Source organism: Bradyrhizobium sp. (genome assembly GCF_030693485.1).
Classification (GTDB): Bacteria; Pseudomonadota; Alphaproteobacteria; order Rhizobiales; family Xanthobacteraceae; genus Bradyrhizobium.
In genome coordinates this window covers 1-18,329 of record NZ_JAUYAN010000338.1, presented here as the reverse complement: position 1 = coordinate 18,329, position 18,329 = coordinate 1, and the positions used below count along the sequence as shown (strand labels likewise).

The 18,329-nt window shown below is 63.8% G+C and carries 16 protein-coding genes and 1 pseudogene; 2 read left to right on the top strand and 15 right to left on the bottom strand.

Annotated elements, in window-relative coordinates; all coding sequences use genetic code 11:
- Positions 1 to 132: 132 nt before the first annotated feature.
- The 8 genes from Q8N40_RS25120 to Q8N40_RS25085 form a co-directional block, all read right to left on the bottom strand.
- The gene (locus tag Q8N40_RS25120; protein ID WP_305713724.1) at positions 133 to 1,122 is read right to left on the bottom strand and encodes a DMT family transporter; all 990 of its coding nucleotides are present in this window, start codon (positions 1,120 to 1,122) and stop codon (positions 133 to 135) included.
- 248 nt (positions 1,123 to 1,370) lie between these two features.
- Positions 1,371 to 2,210 (bottom strand): aldo/keto reductase, encoded by an 840-nt coding sequence (locus Q8N40_RS25115; protein ID WP_305320430.1) that lies wholly within the window; start codon positions 2,208 to 2,210, stop codon positions 1,371 to 1,373.
- A gap of 124 nt (positions 2,211 to 2,334) precedes the next feature.
- Positions 2,335 to 5,073 carry a nitrate reductase gene (locus Q8N40_RS25110; protein ID WP_305713723.1) on the bottom strand — a complete coding sequence of 913 codons (2,739 nt, stop codon included), beginning with the start codon at positions 5,071 to 5,073 and terminating at the stop codon, positions 2,335 to 2,337.
- Positions 5,074 to 5,086: 13 nt separating this feature from the next.
- Complete coding sequence (locus tag Q8N40_RS25105) at positions 5,087 to 6,304, bottom strand: NAD(P)/FAD-dependent oxidoreductase (RefSeq protein ID WP_305713722.1); 1,218 nt, start codon at positions 6,302 to 6,304, stop codon at positions 5,087 to 5,089.
- Between the two features lie 46 nt (positions 6,305 to 6,350).
- A complete protein-coding gene (locus tag Q8N40_RS25100; RefSeq protein WP_305713721.1) occupies positions 6,351 to 7,145 on the bottom strand; it encodes an ABC transporter ATP-binding protein in 795 nt (264 codons plus the stop codon).
- A 12-nt stretch (positions 7,146 to 7,157) separates the two neighbouring features.
- The gene (ntrB, locus tag Q8N40_RS25095; RefSeq protein WP_305713720.1) at positions 7,158 to 8,066 is read right to left on the bottom strand and encodes a nitrate ABC transporter permease; all 909 of its coding nucleotides are present in this window, start codon (positions 8,064 to 8,066) and stop codon (positions 7,158 to 7,160) included.
- Between the two features lie 60 nt (positions 8,067 to 8,126).
- Positions 8,127 to 9,443, bottom strand: a complete 1,317-nt coding sequence (locus tag Q8N40_RS25090) for a CmpA/NrtA family ABC transporter substrate-binding protein (protein ID WP_305713719.1) — start codon at positions 9,441 to 9,443, stop codon at positions 8,127 to 8,129.
- A gap of 318 nt (positions 9,444 to 9,761) precedes the next feature.
- Positions 9,762 to 10,673, bottom strand: a complete 912-nt coding sequence (locus Q8N40_RS25085) for an intradiol ring-cleavage dioxygenase (RefSeq protein ID WP_305713718.1) — start codon at positions 10,671 to 10,673, stop codon at positions 9,762 to 9,764.
- 146 nt (positions 10,674 to 10,819) lie between these two features.
- On the opposite strand from Q8N40_RS25085, the gene Q8N40_RS25080 reads away from it, so the two are divergent.
- Positions 10,820 to 12,094 carry a serine hydrolase gene (locus Q8N40_RS25080; protein ID WP_305713717.1) on the top strand — a complete coding sequence of 425 codons (1,275 nt, stop codon included), beginning with the start codon at positions 10,820 to 10,822 and terminating at the stop codon, positions 12,092 to 12,094.
- 282 nt (positions 12,095 to 12,376) lie between these two features.
- Positions 12,377 to 12,676, top strand: a complete 300-nt coding sequence (locus Q8N40_RS25075; RefSeq protein WP_305320470.1) for a copper-binding protein — start codon at positions 12,377 to 12,379, stop codon at positions 12,674 to 12,676.
- Between the two features lie 19 nt (positions 12,677 to 12,695).
- Here the strand turns inward: Q8N40_RS25075 and Q8N40_RS25070 are convergent, their stop codons facing one another.
- From Q8N40_RS25070 to Q8N40_RS25040, 7 genes and pseudogenes are all read right to left on the bottom strand, one after another.
- Positions 12,696 to 13,964, bottom strand: a complete 1,269-nt coding sequence (locus tag Q8N40_RS25070) for a mannosyltransferase family protein (protein ID WP_305713716.1) — start codon at positions 13,962 to 13,964, stop codon at positions 12,696 to 12,698.
- A complete protein-coding gene (locus Q8N40_RS25065) occupies positions 13,961 to 14,950 on the bottom strand; it encodes a hypothetical protein (RefSeq protein WP_305713715.1) in 990 nt (329 codons plus the stop codon). The genes Q8N40_RS25070 and Q8N40_RS25065 overlap by 4 nt, the downstream gene beginning before the upstream one ends.
- A complete protein-coding gene (locus tag Q8N40_RS25060; protein WP_305713714.1) occupies positions 14,947 to 15,729 on the bottom strand; it encodes a creatininase family protein in 783 nt (260 codons plus the stop codon). The genes Q8N40_RS25065 and Q8N40_RS25060 overlap by 4 nt, the downstream gene beginning before the upstream one ends.
- A 13-nt stretch (positions 15,730 to 15,742) precedes the next feature.
- Complete coding sequence (locus tag Q8N40_RS25055) at positions 15,743 to 16,528, bottom strand: DNA-binding domain-containing protein (protein WP_305713713.1); 786 nt, start codon at positions 16,526 to 16,528, stop codon at positions 15,743 to 15,745.
- Positions 16,528 to 17,412, bottom strand: a complete 885-nt coding sequence (locus Q8N40_RS25050; protein WP_305713732.1) for a DUF692 domain-containing protein — start codon at positions 17,410 to 17,412, stop codon at positions 16,528 to 16,530. The genes Q8N40_RS25055 and Q8N40_RS25050 overlap by 1 nt, the downstream gene beginning before the upstream one ends.
- Before the next feature lie 133 nt (positions 17,413 to 17,545).
- Positions 17,546 to 17,803: a hypothetical protein gene (locus Q8N40_RS25045; protein WP_370870869.1), complete on the bottom strand. Its 258-nt coding sequence runs from the start codon at positions 17,801 to 17,803 to the stop codon at positions 17,546 to 17,548.
- A 183-nt stretch (positions 17,804 to 17,986) separates the two neighbouring features.
- Positions 17,987 to 18,329: pseudogene (locus Q8N40_RS25040) on the bottom strand (hypothetical protein); the annotation flags it as partial.

The window sequence follows — 18,329 nt, the reverse complement described above, 5'->3', positions numbered from 1 at the left end:
TCAGCTCGAAAAATGGTTGTTTTCAGCCCCACTGTTGCGGGCACGCAACGCTTGTAACGCGACGATTCTCACTCCGAGCACGGTATGGCCTTTTGGGAAGGCCGGCCTTGGGAATGGCCCTGGCCTTGGGGATCACGCGTTCGGCGACGACTCGCCCTCGACCGCCAGCAGCTGCGAGCGCCTGACCCGCTCGCGGTCCGCGGTGTAAAGGCCGCTGCCGACGATGAAGACGGCGCCCGTGACGGTCCAGACGTCGGGCACTTCGCCGAACACCATATAGCCGAGCAGGCTGACCCACAGCAGCTGGGTGTAGGAAAACGGCGCCAGCACCGAGGCATCGGCATAGCGGAACGCCAGCACCACGATCCACTGTCCCGCCGTCGACGCCACGCCGATGAAAACGCCAAAGGCGATATCGTGCCAGGTCGGCGTGACCCAGACGAACGGCACCAGCACCGAGAGAATGCACAGCCCCGCGATCGACGACCAGGTCATGGTGGTAAGGACGTGTTCGCGTCCGCTCATCATGCGCGTCAGGATCAGGGTGCAGGCCCACGCCGCCGCCGACACCAGCGGAAAGAACGCCGCGGCATGAAACGCCGAGGTGCCCGGCCGCAGGATGATCAGCACGCCCATCAGCCCAACCGCGGTCGCCAGCCAGCGCCGCAGGCCGACCTTCTCGGAAAGAAACACGATCGACAGCGCGGTAACGAACAGCGGCGCCACGAAGCCGGTAGCGGAAGCCTCGGCGATCGGCAGATAGCGCAGGCCGGAGATGAAGAACAGCGACGAGCCGACCAGTGCCGCGCCGCGCATCAATTGCAGGCCGAGGCGCTCGGTGCGCAAGGCGAACAGCGGCGAGCCGGGGAACATTGCCGGCGACATGATCAGCGCAAACGTCAAAAACCGGATCCAGGCGATCTCGATCGATGGCAGCGTCGCCGACAGATATTTCGCCGTCACGTCCGAGGCCCCGAGGAACACGGTCGAGGCGAGGATCAGCGCGATACCCTTGAACGGATGATCGGCGCGCGCCGGCGCCTTGCGCGCGGCGGGTTTCTTCTCGGGCAATGGCAAGGGAACGCTGTCCAGCCTTGCGGCTGCGGCGGGGGGCGGTGTCACGGGCAATCTCGGAGGCAATAATTCTCGATTCGGGCGAACCCCTAAAAACGACAATTAGGGGGGAACGGCAAGGCACGATACCGGGACGCCGATATGCACGATTGCGCGCGCGTGCCGCAGCGACCGTCCACTATTTCGCCTCATCCTGAGGAGCGCGCTCTTGCGCGCGTCTCGAAGGATGAATTACCCGCCGGTGCCGGATGGTTGGAGACGGCGCAAGCGCGCCTCCTCACCATGAGGGAACCGAGCTACAACATCGGCAGGCCGCGCGGTTTCGGACCACGCGGAAACGCGGTGTCGAGCGCTGCGATGTCGCCGGCGCTGAGCACAAGCTTGCCGGCGGCGGCGTTGTCGGCGGCATGTTCCTCTGTTCCGGCTTTTGGAATCGCCAGCACCGATGGCCGACGCGTCAGAAAGGCCAGCGCGACCTGGCGCACCGAGGCGCCATGCGCGTCGGCGATGGCTTTCAGCAATTCGCCCGCCGGGCTGCGCGCGGACGGAAAGTCATTGTGACCGAACGGCGAATAGGCCACCACGGCGACGCCGTGCTGCTCGCACCACGGAATCACCGCGTGCTCGATGGCGCGTTCCTGCAGGTGATAGAGCACCTGGTTGCAGGCGATCTTGTCCTTGCCTGCGACCGCCAGCAGTTCGTTGAGATCGTCGGTGTCGAAATTGCTGACACCCCAGCTGCGGATTTTGCCGGCGGCGACCAGTTCGCCGAACGCCGCGACGGTTTCCTGGAGCGGATAGGATCCGCGCCAGTGCAACAAGTAGCAATCGAGCCGGTCGGTCTTCAGCCGCGCCAGCGAACGCTCGCAGGCGATGACGGTGCCGCGCCGCGACGCATTGCTCGGCAGCACCTTCGAGACCAGGAAAACCTCGTCGCGCCGCCCGGCGATCGCCTCCGCGACCACCGGCTCGGCATCGCCATACATCTCGGCGGTATCGATATGGCTCATGCCAAGATCGAGGCCGCGACGCAGCGCCGCGACCGCGCTCTTCCGATCGCCGCGGTCGATATACCAGGTGCCCTGCCCGATCACGAACACGTCGGGGCCGCTGCTGCCGAATTTTCTCGTTTGCAAGATCGCCCCATTCGTCGAAGAAGCCGCGCGAGTCTCAGCTTAGACGAACGGGATGCGGAAGTCCTCGTCGAACCACTCTGGCGGCGTAACGGATCACCCGGTCGGGACGACGACAATTCGGTGACTAGCCAGCCACCGCCAATTGAGGTTGCTTCGAATCCACCACACCCGCCTGCGCGATCAACCGCTTCATCTCCGGGATGCACGAGCCGCAATTGGTGCCGGCCTTCAGCTGCGCGCCGATCTCGGCGGCGGTGCCCGCGCCGCCAGCGATGGCGTCGCAGATCGTGGTGCGGCCGACCCCGAAGCAGGCGCAGACGATCGGCCCGGCGCTGGCCATGCCGTCGCTCGATTTGCCCGACAGCAGCATGCGGCGCTGGTCGTCGTTGAGCGGGCCTGCGCCAAACAGCTGCTTGATCACGTTCCAGTCGCCGGCGTCCTGCGCCGGCCCGATGAACAGGCAGGCTTCGATCCGATCGGCGGCAAAGGAAGCGGCGCGGTAAACGCCGCCGCCGAAATCCTTGTACTCGGCGAGATCATCCGATGTCGCCGAGCGCAGCCAGGATTGCCAGCCCGCAAGATCCGCATTGTCGGCGAGCAGATAACCGTGGCCGCCGGGAATCGCGACATGTGCCCACCAGGCATGATCGGGCAAGAGCAGCGGCGTGCGCGACAGCGCAAAGCCCCGGAACACATATTCACAGGGTGCGATCGACACCGGCGTCGCCTTGTTCTCGGGCTGGCCGGAAAACGCATCGGTGAATGGCGCCACCAGCGCGCCGACCCGCGAACCGGTCGCGGTGGCCTCGCTCCAGTGGATCGGCGCGAACAGCATGCCGCGCTGCTGGCGTTCGCTGACGACCACCTTGAGCGTGCATTGGCCGTAATCGGTGGTGACGCGCGCAAAACTGTCGTCGGTCACGCCGAATTTCAGCGCGTCGTCGGGATGAACCTCGACGAACGGCTCCGGCAGATGCTGGCCCAGCCGCGGGCTCTGGCCACTGCGGGTCATGGTGTGCCACTGATCCCGGATGCGGCCGGTGTTGAGCCGCAACGGCCGGGCGGCCGAGGTCACGCTGCGCAGCGCCGGGATCTCCGGTGCGATGAAGCGCGCCTTGAAATCGGCAGTGAAAAACCCGCCATCGGCAAAGAACCGCCGTTGCGGCTGGCTGGAGTCCAGGCGCGTCGGCCACTGCACCGGCGCGAGAGCGTCGAACGCCTCGTCCGTCAGCGACTTCAGCGCGCCGATATCGAAATCGCGGCCGCCGGTGTTCTCGAACGCCGACAACTCAGCATGTTCGCGAAACACGTCGGCCGCCGAGTTGAAATCGAACGCCGCGCCGAAGCCGAGGCGCTTTGCCACTTCGGCAACGATCCACCAGTCCGGCCTGGCCTCGCCGGGCGAGTCGAGAAACGCGCGCTGCCGCGAGATGCGGCGCTCCGAATTGGTCACCGTGCCGGATTTCTCGCCCCAGGCCTGCGCCGGCAGCAGCACATGCGCGCCCGCATTCACCGTGTCGTTGGAACGCACATTCTCCGAGACCACGAACAGCTCGAGCTTCTTCAGCGCGGCGCGGGCGGCGTCGGCGTCCGGCAGCGACACCGCGGGATTGGTGCCCATCACCCACAGCGCCTTGATCTCGCCGCGCGCGATCGCCTCGAACATCTGGACCGCCTTCAGTCCCTCATGCGTGGCGATGCGCGGCGCTTTCCAGAACCGGCGCACGCGATCGATGTCGGGCGGCGTGAAGCCCATATGGGCGGCGAGCTGGTTGGCGAGACCGCCGACCTCGCGTCCGCCCATCGCATTGGGTTGACCGGTCAACGAGAACGGCGACGCGCCCGGCTTGCCGATTCGCCCGGTGGCGAGATGGCAATTGATGATGGCATTGACCTTGTCGGTGCCCTGCGCCGACTGGTTGACGCCCTGCGAATACAGCGTCACCACGCGCGGCATGGTGGCGAACAGCCGGAAGAAATCCGCGACGTCGCGTTCGGAAAGGCCGGTCGCCAATGCGGTCGCAGCGGCGCTGCCGGCGATGACCCGCGCCCGCGCCAGCGCCTCGCCGAAACCTGACGTGTGCCGTTCGATGTAGCCGGAATCCAGCGCGCCGTTGTCGGCCAGATGCGCCAGCAGCCCGGAGAACAACACGGTGTCGGTACCGGGCTTCAGGCCCAGAACCAGGTCGGCATCTTCAGCTGTATCGGTCCGGCGCGGGTCGATCACGACGATGCGCGCGCCACGCTTCTGCTTGTTGGCGAGCATGCGCTGGTACAGCACCGGATGGCACCACGCCGCGTTGGAGCCGACCAGCACCAGCAGGTCGGCCTGGTCGAGATCGTCATAGCAGCCGGGCACGGTGTCGGTGCCGAAGGCGCGGCGGTGGCCGGCGACCGACGACGCCATGCACAGCCGCGAATTGGTATCGACATTGGCGCTGCCGATAAATCCCTTCATCAGCTTGTTGGCGACGTAATAGTCCTCGGTCAGAAGCTGGCCGGACAGATAGAACGCGACCGCATCCGGGCCGTCGCGCTTGACGATATGCGCGAAGCGATGCGCGACATGGTCGAGCGCGTCGCTCCAGGCCACCTGCTCCATGCTGCCCTTGCTGCAGCGGATCATCGGATGCAGCAGCCGGTCCGTCAGATCAAGGGTTTCGCCGAGCGCCGAGCCTTTCGAGCACAGCCGGCCGAAATTGGCGGGATGCTCGGGATCGCCCGCGATCGCCGCACCGCCGCTGCCGTCGGGCGTCGCCACGACGCCGCAGCCGACGCCGCAATAGGCGCAGGTCGTGCGGGTGGAACCAGCGGGTCCGCGCGAAGCGCGGCCCGATAAACTCCGCGGATCGACCGCGGTCATGTCGGCAACCGGATCACGCCGCCTCCGAGGCCAGCGCGAGCGCGCGGCCGAACATCATCTGGCTGCGAATGCCCACGAGTGGTTTGCGATCCCTGATCAATTCGAGGTACCAGAGCGCGTCGGCGACATCGCCGACCAGCACCGCGCCGGTGAGCCGGCCTGCCGATATCACCAGCTTCTTGTAGGTACCGTGCCTGATATCGTTGAGCACGATGGCCTCGCTGCCATCCGCGCCCATGAAATCGCCGGCCGAAAATACGCTGACGCCGGAAACCTTCAGATTGGTCGCGACCACGCTGCCACTATAGTTCGCTGGTCTGCCCGCCAGATGCCGAGCCAGCACGCGCGCCTGCTCATAGGCCGGATCGACCAGTCCGTAGCAGATGCCACGATGCTCGGCGCATTCGCCGAGCGCAAAAATGTCGGGCGCACCGGTCTGCATGACATCGTCGACCATGATGCCGCGATTGACGGCAATGCCGGCTTCCTTCGCCAGCGCGGTGCTGGGCCGGATACCGGCTGCGAAGATCACCGCGTCAGCATCGATCCGGCGGCCGTCGGTGAGTTCGACGCCCTCGACGCAAGTCTCGCCGTGGAAGCGCGCGGTATTGGCATTGAGCAGGATCTTGATGCCCTTGAGCTCGACCAGCGATTTCAGGAGTCCGGCCGCAGGCGCATCGAGCTGTCGCTCCATCAGCCGGTCCATCAGGTGCACCAGGGTGACCGGCGCACCGGCCTTGGCGAGGCCATACGCCGCTTCCAGCCCGAGCAATCCGCCGCCGATCACGACCACGCGCTTCTTCTGCGCCGCCAGCGTCAGCAGCAGATCGACGTCGCGGCTGTCGCGGAACGTATGCACGCCGGCGAGGTCGGCGCCCGGCACGTTGAGCCGCAGCGGCGTCGAGCCGGTGGCGAGCACAAGCTTCGAAAACGACATGCTCTCGTCATTCTCGATCTTGAGTTCGCGGCGGCCGACGTCGATCTCGGTGGCGACGCAGCCGTATTTCAGCGTAACACCGCGGTCACGCCACCACGACGCCGGCTGCAATTCGATGTCATGCGAGGCGGTCTCGCCCGCCAGCACCGACGACAGCAACACGCGGTTATAGGCAAGACGCGGCTCCTCTCCGATCACCGCGATGGCATAACGCCCAAGGGCTGCTTTCGACAGCTCATCAACCAGACGCGCCGCCGCCATTCCATTGCCGACGATCACAAGAGGTTCGCTCACATCGTGTCCTTGCTCCGCGGCTTGCGCGCGGCCGTATGCCTGTGAATCAAGCCGCCTCGACAAAGCGATGCCGCTCATAGAGGAATTCGAGCACGCGCTGGCGACATTTCAGGTAGCCGGCGTTGGTGGCGAGTTCGAGCCGCTTGCGCGGGCGCGCCAGCGGCACATCGAGCACTTCGCCGATTCGTGCGCTCGGCCCGTTGGTCATCATCACGATGCGATCCGACAGCAGCACCGCCTCGTCAACGTCGTGGGTGATCATCAGGATGGTGTTGCCGAGCTTCTGATGCAGCGCCATCACCGAATCCTGCAGATGGGCGCGGGTCAGTGCGTCCAGCGCGCCGAACGGCTCGTCCAGCAGCAGCACTTTCGGCTCCATCGCCAGCGCGCGGGCGATGCCGACGCGCTGCTTCATGCCGCCGGAGATCTCCGAGGGACGCTTGTCCCTGGCATGCGCCATCTGCACCAGATTGAGATTGTGCATGGTCCAGGCGTCACGCTCCCCACGGGTCTTGCCCGATGCGAACACCTTGTCGACGCCGAGCCGGACGTTTTCGTAGACCGTCAGCCAGGGCAGCAGGCTGTGGTTCTGGAACACCACCGCGCGATCCGGACCCGGCGAGTTAACCTCACGGTTTTCCAGCAGCACGCAGCCCATCGTCGTCGTGGTGAGGCCGGCGACGATGTTGAGCAGCGTGGACTTGCCGCAGCCGGAGTGTCCGATGATCGAGACGTACTCGCCCTTGTCGATCGTCAGGTTGATGTCCTTCAACACCTCGGTCGAGGCGTTGCCGCGGGTGAAGACCTTATCGATGTGGTCGAGCTTCAGATAGGGGTGCATGGACATGTTCCTTCAGTTCAGCGCGGTGCCGCGGGTGACGATCTGCGCCATGCCCGCAATGATGCGATCGAGCACGAACCCGATGATGCCGACGTAGAACAGCGCGAGGATGATTTCGCTGATGTGCGACGAGTTCCAGGCATCCCAGATGAAGAAGCCGATGCCGACGCCGCCGATCAGCATTTCCGCCGCCACGATGGCGAGCCAGGACAGGCCGATGCCGATGCGCAGGCCGGTGAAGATGTAGGGCGCCGCCGCCGGGATCATGATCTTCCAGAAGAACTCCAGCGGGTTGAGCTGAACGACGGCTGCGACGTTGCGGTAATCCTGCGGAATGTTGCGGATGCCAACCGCGGTGTTGATGATGATCGGCCAGATCGAGGTGATGAAGATCACGAAGATCGCCGATGGCTGGCCGTCGCGGAATGCGGCCAGCGACAGCGGCAGCCAGGCCAGCGGCGGAATGGTGCGCAGCACCTGGAAGATCGGATCGAGCCCGCGCATCGCCCAGACCGACTGGCCGACCAGGGTGCCGAGCGCGATGCCGGCGACCGCCGCCAGCGAATAGCCGAGCGCGACGCGCTGCAGGCTGGCCGACATGTGCCAGAACAGGCCCTTGTCGATGCCGCCGCGGTCGAAGAACGGATCGAAAATCAGTTCCTTGGTTTCCTTGAAGACTCGCGAGGGCGGTGGCAGCGTCGAGCCGGCGCGCTGGCAGACCAGCTCCCAGAACAGCATGCCGAGCGCCAGCACGATCAGCGGCGGCACCACACGCACCGCGGTCTCCTTGGCCATCTTGGCGTATTTCTCGGCGCGCGGCGCGCGCTTCGGCGTCAATGCGACAACCGGCGCCGCGGCGGTCGCAACGACCACCGCTTCCACCGCCGCATCGGGTTCGGTCTTCAGGGCATGCATATTCATCGGGAGTGTTTCTCCATGTTGGATGGGCGGGCCGCACGCAAGCGTGCGGCCCCCCCAGGATCAGACCACGACACCCGTGAAGGACAGGGACTTCAGGTACACCGCCGGATTCTCCGGATCGAACACCTTGCCGTCGAAGAAGGTCTCCTTGCCGCGCGACTTCGTGGCCGGGATGTCGGCAGCGGCGACGCCGAGCGCCTTGGCGGCATCGCGCCAGATATCCTCGCGGTTGACCTTGGCGATCAGCGCCTTCGAATCGAAGCCGGGCTCGAATTTGCCCCAGCGGATGTCCTCGGTCATGAACCAGAGATCGTGACTCTGGAACGGATAGGAGGCGAAATCGCGCCAGTACTTCATGATATGCGGTGAGTTCTCGACCACCTTTCCGGTGCCGTAGTCGAACTTGCCCCTGGCGCGATCGAGAATGTCCTCGACCGGACAATTGATCCACTGCCGCTTGCCCATGATGGTCGCGAGTTCTTCCTTGTTTTCGGCCTTGTCGGCCCACTGCTGGGCTTCCAGCACCGCCATGGTGATGGCTTTCGCGGCGTTCGGGTTCTTGTCGACCCAGGCCGAGCGCATCGCGAGGGATTTTTCCGGATGCTTGTTCCAGATCTCGCCAGTGTTGACGGCGGTGTAGCCGATCTTCTGGTGCACGAGCTGGCCCGGCCATGGCTCGCCGACGCAGAAGCAGTCCATGGTGCCGACCTTCATGTTGGCGACCATCTGCGGCGGCGGCACCGTAATGGTTTCAACGTCCTTGTCGGGGTCGATGCCGCCGGCAGCGAGCCAGTAGCGCAGCCACAGATCGTGGGTGCCGCCCGGGAACGTCATCGCCGCCTTGACCGATTTACCGGCGGCCTTCTTCTTTTCCAGCGCTTCCTTGAACGCCTTGACGTCGATTCCGACCTTGAGGTCGGCGTATTCGTTGGCGACCGAAATGCACTGAGCATCGAGATTGAGCCGCGCCAAGATGTACATCGGTGTCGGTTGATTGTTCTGCGTCACCTTGCCGGAGGAGATCAGGTAGGGCATCGGCGTCAGGATATGCGCGCCGTCGATGCCGTTGCCTTCCGAACCGAGCACGAGGTTGTCGCGGGTGGTGCCCCACGAGGCCTGCTTCAGCACCTCGACGTCGGGCATACCGTGCTTGGCGAACAGGCCCTTGTCCTTGGCCACGAACAGCGGACCGGCATCGCTGAGCGCGATGAAGCCGAGCTTGGCGCCCTTCACTTCCGGACCCGCGCCCTGCGCGAAGGCGCCGGCGGGCAGATTCAGCCTGGCGGCGGCGAGCAGGGCTGCCGTTCCCGCTGATGCTTTCAGGAGCTGACGGCGGCTGACGCCGTGGCGGGAGGTTTGGTCGGTAGGCTTCGTCATGGGCGCTGGCGTCCTTTGCGTCGGTTAGGCCGTCCGTCCGGTGTCACCGCAGTCAGCGCATGGAGGCGCGCTCCGGGGAGGCCCCGGTCTGGCGGTTTCACAATTCGGATGATTGGTCTCGAGGGACGGCATCAATGGCGTCGTCACAAGCTATTCAAGCTTTGTGCCAAGCCGCTCAGCTATAAAAAGTGTATGTTTTTATATAGTTAGACTAATTGCATGATTTATATGCATGCCCGATATTGCATCGAAAGTTCGCGTTGGGCCCAATACGTGTGCGCCGCACAATAAATAAGCAGGCACTTGGCCGGGTTATTTTCAGGCGTCTTCGGCCACCGCCAGCATCGGCTTTGGCGCCGTTCCCTTGCCCGGTTTCATGCGAAACTCATAGGTCATCAGATGCCATGGCGCGGGCGCCGGCTTGCCGTCCGGCATCAGCGCATCGCCGCGCTTTTCGATTCTGGCGACCAGTTCGTCCTTCACCCCGAACACCACGTCGGTATCGAGATATTTGTCGCCCTCGATGAAGACGTGGGTGACCAAGGGCTCATAGCCGGGCGCATCGACCAGGAAATGCACATGCGCCGGCCGCATCGGATGGCGGCGGGTCTGCAGGATCATTTCCCCGACCGGGCCGTCGGTCGGGATCGGATAGCTGCACGGCAGGATGGTGCGGAAGAAAAACCGGCCGTCGGCGTCGGTGATGAAGCGCGCCCGCGATGACGGGCCCTGGGTCTCGTAATCAGGCTTTTGCGAATCGTAAAAGCCGTCATCGTCGGCGTGCCAGATATCGACCGGAACGCCCGCCAGCGGCTTGCCCTTGAGGTCGGTGACACGGCTCTGCACGAACATCCGTTCGCCCTGGAGATCAGGGGAGACATCGGTGCCGTGCGGCATCGGCTTGTGTTCACCGACATAGAACGGCCCCAGCACCGTGGTCTCGGTCGCGCCCTCGCGCTCGCGATGGTTGACGGCGTCGACCAGCATCGACACCCCGAGCACGTCGGACAGCAGGATGAACTCCTGCCGGCTCGTGCTGCATTTCTGGCCGGTGCGGGTCAGGAAATCGATCGCGTAGCCCCATTCGTCGAAACTGAGATCGGTCTTGCGCACGTATTCGTGCAGCGACTTCACCAGTTCTTCCATCAGGAATTTGACCCGCGGGTCCGGCGTCTCCTCGAAACTCTTGATGACGGCGGCGGTCAGTTCGGTGTCGTTGAATTGGGGCATTCTGGCTGTCCTGCGAGGGGTACGCGGTTGCGGCGGAAGCCTACACCAGCCGCCGGCCGGGGGTAAGCGGGCGCAAGCAGCGGCTGTTGGAACGGGGCAGGCTTTTCGGCTATCAAGGCTGACCGCGACAGGCCCCGGAGATCCCGATGCTAGCCCCCACCCCCGCCTCACCCGAATCCGCCGGCATGTCCAAGGCCGGCTTCGACCGCGTCGATGCGCATCTGACGCACCGCTATATCGATGCCGGCCGCTTTCCGGGGTCGCAGCTTCTGGTCTACCGCCGCGGCAAGGTGGTGCACAGCGCGGTGCAGGGCTTTGCCGACCTCGAGCGCAAGGCGCCGGTCAGGGACGACACCATTTTCCGCATCTATTCGATGACCAAGCCGATCACCTCGGTGGCCTTCATGATGCTGGTCGAGGAAGGCCGCGTCGCGCTCGACGAACCCGTGCACAAATACATCCCGGAATGGAAGAACCTCGGCGTCTTCCAGGCCGGCACCGCGCCGGCCTTCCTGGCCAGGCCGCCATCGCGGCCGATGCTGATCGTCGACTTGTTGCGGCATACCTCGGGGCTGACCTACGGCTTCCAGCAGCGCTCCAATGTCGATGCCGCCTACCGCGAGATGAAGATCGGCGAGGTCGTCAAGTCAGGCACGCTGCAGTCGATGATCGAGGATTTGGCAAGGATCCCGCTGGAATTCTCCCCCGGCGAGGCCTGGAATTATTCCGTCGCCACCGACGTGGTCGGCTATCTCATCGGCAAGATCAGCGGCATGCCGTTCGAACAGTTCTTGAAACAGCGCATCTTCGATCCGCTCGGGATGACCGATACCGACTTTCACGTGCCCGCCGCCAAGGCACATCGCTTCGCGGCCTGCTACTCCGCCGACGCGAAGCTCGGCATGACCTCCCAAGGCACCGATCTCAAGGTCAGCCTGACGCTGCAGGACGACCCGACCACGAGTTCGTTCCTGTCACCGCCGAGCTTCATTTCCGGCGGTGGCGGGCTGTGCTCGACCGTGGCCGACTATCTCACCTTCTGCCGCGCGCTGCTGGGTGGCGGCGAACTCGGCGGCGTCAGGCTGCTCGGCCCGAAAACCCTGGCGCTGATGACGTCCAATCACCTGCCCGGCGGCGTCGACCTGCCGGCGATGTCGCGCTCGCTGTTCTCCGAGGCGACCTATAACGGCATCGGCTTCGGCCTCGGCTTCTCCGTCACGATGAACCCGGCACAGACATTGATTCCGGGCAGCGCCGGCGAATATTCCTGGGGCGGGGCGGCGACGACATCGTTCTGGATCGACCCCGCGGAAGAACTGATCGCCATTTTCATGACCCAGGTGCTGCCGTCGAGCGCCTATCCGATCCGGCGCGAACTGCGCACCATGGTCTACGCGGCGATCACCGACAGCAATCTCTGAGCAGCTGCCGGATTCCCTGCCGTTCAAATGCGGCGCGGAACCCGGCTGCCGCTGGCGCCTTTCAGACGCCTTCAACCCGATGCACCTCAAGCACGAAGCCGGCCGCCTTCGGGGGCGATGACGGACTGGATTGGCCCGCCGCCGCTGAAAAGCCATCTCGTTAGCCGATGATCCGCCTCGCGGCGTTTGCGATCGGCCGTTTTTTCGGCCAATGGGTTCACCAGGGAACGAAATCCTGTCACCAGCGCTTAACGCCGAATGCTCGAAAGCCGGGAGATATCGATGAGACTGACACAGACACTATTGGCGGCTTCCCTGCTCACGGTCATCAGTTCGGTGGCGCCGGCGCAGGAAGCGCTCACGGGAACGGTCACCATCGTCAATCGGATTAGCGGGACCGTCACCATTCAACCGGCGCCCAGCGGCACCGACAGCGCCACCGTCGGAGCGGCCGGCGGCGCGGCCGAGCAGTTCAAGGTGCAGGCCGGCATGCTGACCACGCTGCACGCCGGCGACAGGGTGACATTCTCCGTCAGCGAAACCGGCGGGACGAAGACCATCACGAAGATCGAGAAACGGTAAGCCGCCGTCTTCTTGACGGTCATCCAATCCAGATTCTACGGGCGAACAACGCGGTGTTCATGAGCAGAGCCGCGCCGAGAAGCCCGATCACGCCTGCCAGCAACCACTTCGTCCGCAGCAACAGATCGGCCGCCACGACAAACAGGGGAAATGAAACGAGGTTGAACCGGCCCATCGAAACGAAGCCTGCCGGCCCGCCGCTGAGTGTCAGATACGGCAGCAACAACACACCGATGGCGAAAAGTGTCCAGGACGAGCGCAGCCGAAACCAGCCAACCGCGATCAGGACAATGAAAAGCAACGTAAACCAGCTGTCCTGCCCCCATGGATTCCAGTCGTTGAGGAACATCCGAGTGAAGGGTTCCAGTTTGAGGGCCGCAACCAACCTTGCAGCCAGGGTAGTTTCTCGATGGAAAGCTGACTGCACATCTGCGAATACCAGGGGATCTCCGAACTGGGTCCAGAGATAGATCATGAACAGCCAGAGACCTGACGTCGCGAGAAGGACGCATGGCGGGAGAAGCGCAAGGAACGGCTTCTGATCGCGATTGCGCCACATCTCCCAGAGCAGGACAGGCAATAACACGATGCCGGTTGATCGGTCGGCAACGGCGAGACCCGCCAGCAGCGCTGCCGGCAAATAGCGTCCCCGTTTCAAGACCAGAAAAAACAATACGATCAGCAGCAACTGCAGAGGCTCAGTATACCCGGCCGACAGCAAAACCGACGTCGGAAAGAAGCTTAACAATGCGATGGTGGCGAGCGCGATCTGGTCGCCGAATTCCTCGCGAACAAGTTTGAAAAGCGCGACGACCGCCAGCAATCCCGCGAGATTCGCTACCAGCAGCAATGCATCGGCAGGCGACAGGCCGCTGATCGCCGCGAGACCCCGCGCGAGCATCGGATACAACGGGTAAAACACGATATTCTGTTGAATGGTCGGATCGCCATTATACCGATATCCCTCGGTTGCGATCTTGAAATACCATTCCGAGTCCCATTGCAGCAACTGGTGGTACCAGAACGGTCCCGCCGACCAATCCGCCGCCGTGATCGGCAGGTATTTCCGCGAGAATACCAGCCCGAGTGCGACGGCCACCCGCGAGCACAGATAAATCGATACGGCCCAAACATAGGGCAGGAAAGGATGGTCCGTCCGGACCGCACGCTGGATCGTCATGGCCATAGTGTCGCGCGGTACACGCACAAGATCAATCGCGCGCAGGATACGACCGGGCACAATCGCCGCGATCAGGAAGGAAGTCCCGAGCCCGGCGGAGCCGCTCAATCGGCGCGGGCCTTGGTAATCGCGGCGCGGATGGCGGCGAGCGGCGCGGTTTCGTCGAACTCGACGCTTCCGTTCTGCGCTCTCAATCCGAGATCTCGCCAAAGCCCCGCGAGATCGGGCGTCACCGGTCTGGCTCCCATCTCGTCATGCAGCCGCGTGAGCACGTCGGCGCCGACGGCCCTGTCGGCTGTCGAGAGAACTCGCTGCAGCGTCCAGTCGCGCGCGTGATTGCCGCCGGCCGCGATCACGCCGCGCACCGCGTCCTGCAGGCCCAGCCGATTGCCGGTCCGTTTGCGGATTTCGACATCGGCCAGCAGGCAGAACATCGCGCCGCCCCAGTACTTCCGGCCCCAACTGCCGGTGTTGTCGAGGCCTTGGTCACCTGCCTGCGGCAGGCCCTTCGGCATGTCGCGCATCATGGCCTGCCAGACTTCCCTGGCGCTCAAATCACCGGCCTGTACCCGCGCGATCGGTTCGACATAGACCGCCAGCCCCTCCGACAGCCAGGCATTGCGTTCGTCCATATAGGGCAAGGCGAGGTGTACCATCTCGTGAACCATGACCCAATCGCGGCGCAGGTCATCCTCAAGGGATTGTCGACCCAGCAGCACGCGGATCGCAGGCCCCCGATAGGCCCACGTCGTTCCGCCGCGAACCCGCGCACCATCGACGGGTACCAGCAGCAGTTTGAGCGAGTCGACCGGAAACCGGCCATAGTAAACCGAGACCGCCTTCGCCGAAGCCCTGATCCAGTCCAGCACCTTTTCCCGGGGCAATGAAATTTCGCCCGGTGCAAACCCGACCTGGATCACACCGCCGGAAACATCGATGTCGATGCTGGCGAGCCGATCGAAGGCATCGTAGGGCATGCGGTCGCCGCGCATGAATTCCGATTGCGCGGCGGCCCGGAACGCGCCCGCACCTTGCAGCGTGACGGCAAAAACGACGGACAGGCCGATCCAGCAAAAACCCCGGGCGAGTTTCATCGAACCACGCTTGGGATCGAACCAGATGGTACCGATCTCTCCGCAATCGATCCGAGCACGATCTGCGTGAGATCATCGAGCATTGCCCTGAGCAACACTTCGCCCTTGGCACGCGTCGCCAGTGTCGGATCGCCATAGCTGCCCGAGCGGCTGTAATTCGGCGACCGCGGATCTGACGGTGTCAGACGGCCCGGCACCTCGTGCTTCAGGGCCGGGCTCGCTTCGGCGCGCGACATATCGACCAGTTCGGGCGCAAGCGCCAGCATCAGCGACGTCTCGAGTTCGTCGGCATGACTGCCATGATGTTGTTCGGCAAGCCGTTCGGCGGCACGGCGGTAGCGCGGGCCCTCGTGGATCCGCAAATGCATCAACTTGGAGGTATCGAGCCGTGCCAGCGCGCGTTCGACCGGCGCCAGCGTACTGACACCGGTGTTTAGCACAAACAGGGTCCGGCAGCCCGCGCGGATAATCTCCCCGGCGATCTCGTACACCGTCGCCTCGAACGTCGACGCCGACAGGCTGGAACTGCCGGCATATTCCACAAACGCCGGATAATAGCCGTAAGCGACCGTCGGCCAGATCAGCGCATCGACCTGCCCGGCCAGTCTGGCGGCCAGCCATTCAGCCTGGATACGATCGGTGTTGAGGGGCAGATGCAATCCATGCTGCTTGGCCGCGGCTCCAACAGGCAGAATCACCGGCGCACCGCCATGGAGCCGCCGCGCGACCTCGTCCCACATCATGCGTTCGATGAAGTAGCGTTCGGCATCGGCACCCATGTGTCCGGCCTCTTTAATCGCCGGCGGAGACGCCCGACAGAACTCCCGATGTGATCCAGCCGTGCAGATAACCGGCCCCGCGCGCCGCGGCTCCGTCGGGGTCGTCATGGGTAGCGAGCATCGAGCACAGCACACCGAACGGGATTCCGCTGGTCGCCTCGTCCCACATCATCGCCTCTTCGCCGGACAGCTCACGGAACATCGGGGTTGTTTCCTGGCGCCAGATCAGAAGGCGCGAAGGCTCATTCAACGCAGCCGCATCGGGCGGGGTCTCATCGTTCTTCAGCGCCAGCCAGATCGCGGAAGCGTTGCTGAGGAGATCGAGACGTTTCGTGCTCGGGTGGGCCTCGAATCTGAGATCGTTCCAGATTTCTGGTGCGAATCCCGACATATCCGCGAGCGAGGTTACCGGTCCTTCCCTGGCATCGAACGCATCGTTCAGCGCTTTTTCAAGCGCCGCGAGTTCCGACAGTTCGGGGTGTTCGCTGTACGGCGCCGTCGATCTCAGAAAATCGGGAAGCACGTGCGAAAACCAGCGCAGGTTCGGATGCTGCGAGGGGTTGGCGGCGACATAGGCTAGGCCCATCTCGTCGAACATTTCGTCGCCGAGATAGCTGTGCAGCAATTCGTGCTCGTTGCGCATCGCTTCGATGAGGCGCGAGCCGTAAGCATAGCGATAGACGCCGTACAGCGTTTCGCGCTTTTCCTTCGGGCTGTCGAGAATTTCAGCCAGAACTGTGTCGTCGCCGGACAGGATACCGCGCTGGAATTCGCTTTGCTGCCGCGCGAAGTCGCTCATCAAACATCCTTGGCCGGCTGCAGCACGCGGCCGGCAATTTCCCGGGTCCTGATGACCTCGACGATCAGTTCGTCCAGCGGAGGAATGTTATCGTCACGCTCGATCATGGTCGAGACGCGGCCGAAGCGCTTCAGGGCCGCCACGTAAAGGTCCCAGACGTCGTCGCATACGGGATGATCGTGGGTATCGATGATGTGGGTGCCCATGTGGCTGTGGCCGGCCATATGAAATTGCACGACCCTGTCCGCCGGAATGCCCTCGAGGAACATGTGCGGATCGTAACCATGGTTGAACGCGCTGACATAGACGTTGTTGACGTCGAACAGCAGCCAGCAACCGGAGCGTCGCGAGAGCTCGCTCAGGAATTCCCATTCCGTCATTTCGGAATTGTTGAACTGGACATAGGTCGATACGTTTTCGAGCACGATGGCGCGACCGAGATAATCCTGCACCAGCTGGACGCGGCTGACGACGTGGTCGAGCGACTCGCTGGTATAGGGAATCGGCAGCAGGTCATGCAGGTTCTTGCCGTGCACGCCGGTCCAGCACAGATGATCCGAAATCCATTTAGGTTCGACCCGGCGCGCGAGGTCCTTCAATTCCCCCAAATATTCGAAATTCGGCGGCGCGGTCGATGCGATCGACAAGGATACGCCGTGCATCACCACCGGATAACGCTCGCGAATCCGGTCGAGTACGCGCAGCGGCTGGCCGCCCGGCAACATGTAATTTTCGCTGATGACCTCGAACCAGTCGATCGGCGGATGGCCATTCAGGATTTCATCGTAATGCTGCGCGCGCAAGCCCAGTCCGAAGCCGAGGAAGGGCGGCTTGGCCGGGTTAACCGCGCCGTCGGCCGGCACTGCCGCCGAGGAGCCTGGCATTCTGCTTGCGACGTTCATGTCGTCTCCGCCCGAATTGCACCGCACAATCCGGCGGTGCATCCAGCCCTCATGTCAAATTATCACGGAATTGAGGCCCGGCACACACCGGGCCTCTTTCCCTATGGCGACCGGTTCAGGAGGGCGTGAACTTGCCCTTCGCCGCGGCGCACTTTTCCTTGGTCATCGACGAGAAGCCTTTGCCCTTGCAGGCGTTCTGGCCCTTGCAGGCGTTCGCCGCGCCCTTACAGGCACTCTGGCCCTTGCAGGCGTTGGCGCCCACGCAGTGGCCTTCGCCAGCCGCATAGGCAACGGTCGACATGGTCGCTCCCGCCAGGAACAAGGTGGCTGCGGCGGCCGCGAGCGTAGCACCGGATTTCGAAGTCATCTTCATAGGCGTCTCCTCCAGGAATATTGTAAAGGTGCGCCGCCCGCTAGCCGGTTTGGCCCCGACCGACAGACTGCACCCGGTGATAGATACGCGCGCAATAATCTGTCGTTACGCGGCCGACCCGCTTTATTTTCCGGTCCGAAAGACGAGGGCCCGGCACCGCCGGGCCCATTGCGCCGGATCCGATCAGGACTTGACGAACACGCCACCCTTCGCTGCGCATTCCTTCTGCGAGGCCATCGAAAAGCCATTGCCCTTGCAGGCGTTCAAGCCCTTGCAGGCGTTCGACGCGCTCTTGCAGGCGCTCTGGCCCTTGCAGGCATTGGTGGCCATGCACTTGCCCGCCGCGCTGCAGGCAAACGCGGCGGGCTGGTCGAGGTCGGGATACTCGACGTCGGGATTGGGAAGCTTGCCTTCGCGGGAGTCCAGCCATTCGAGGCGCTTGTATCTCGCCGGAAGCGCGCGCGCCAAGGCGTGCAGGGTCTCGGCACGCGGGTCTTTCTTGGGTCCGACGATGGTCATATGCGTC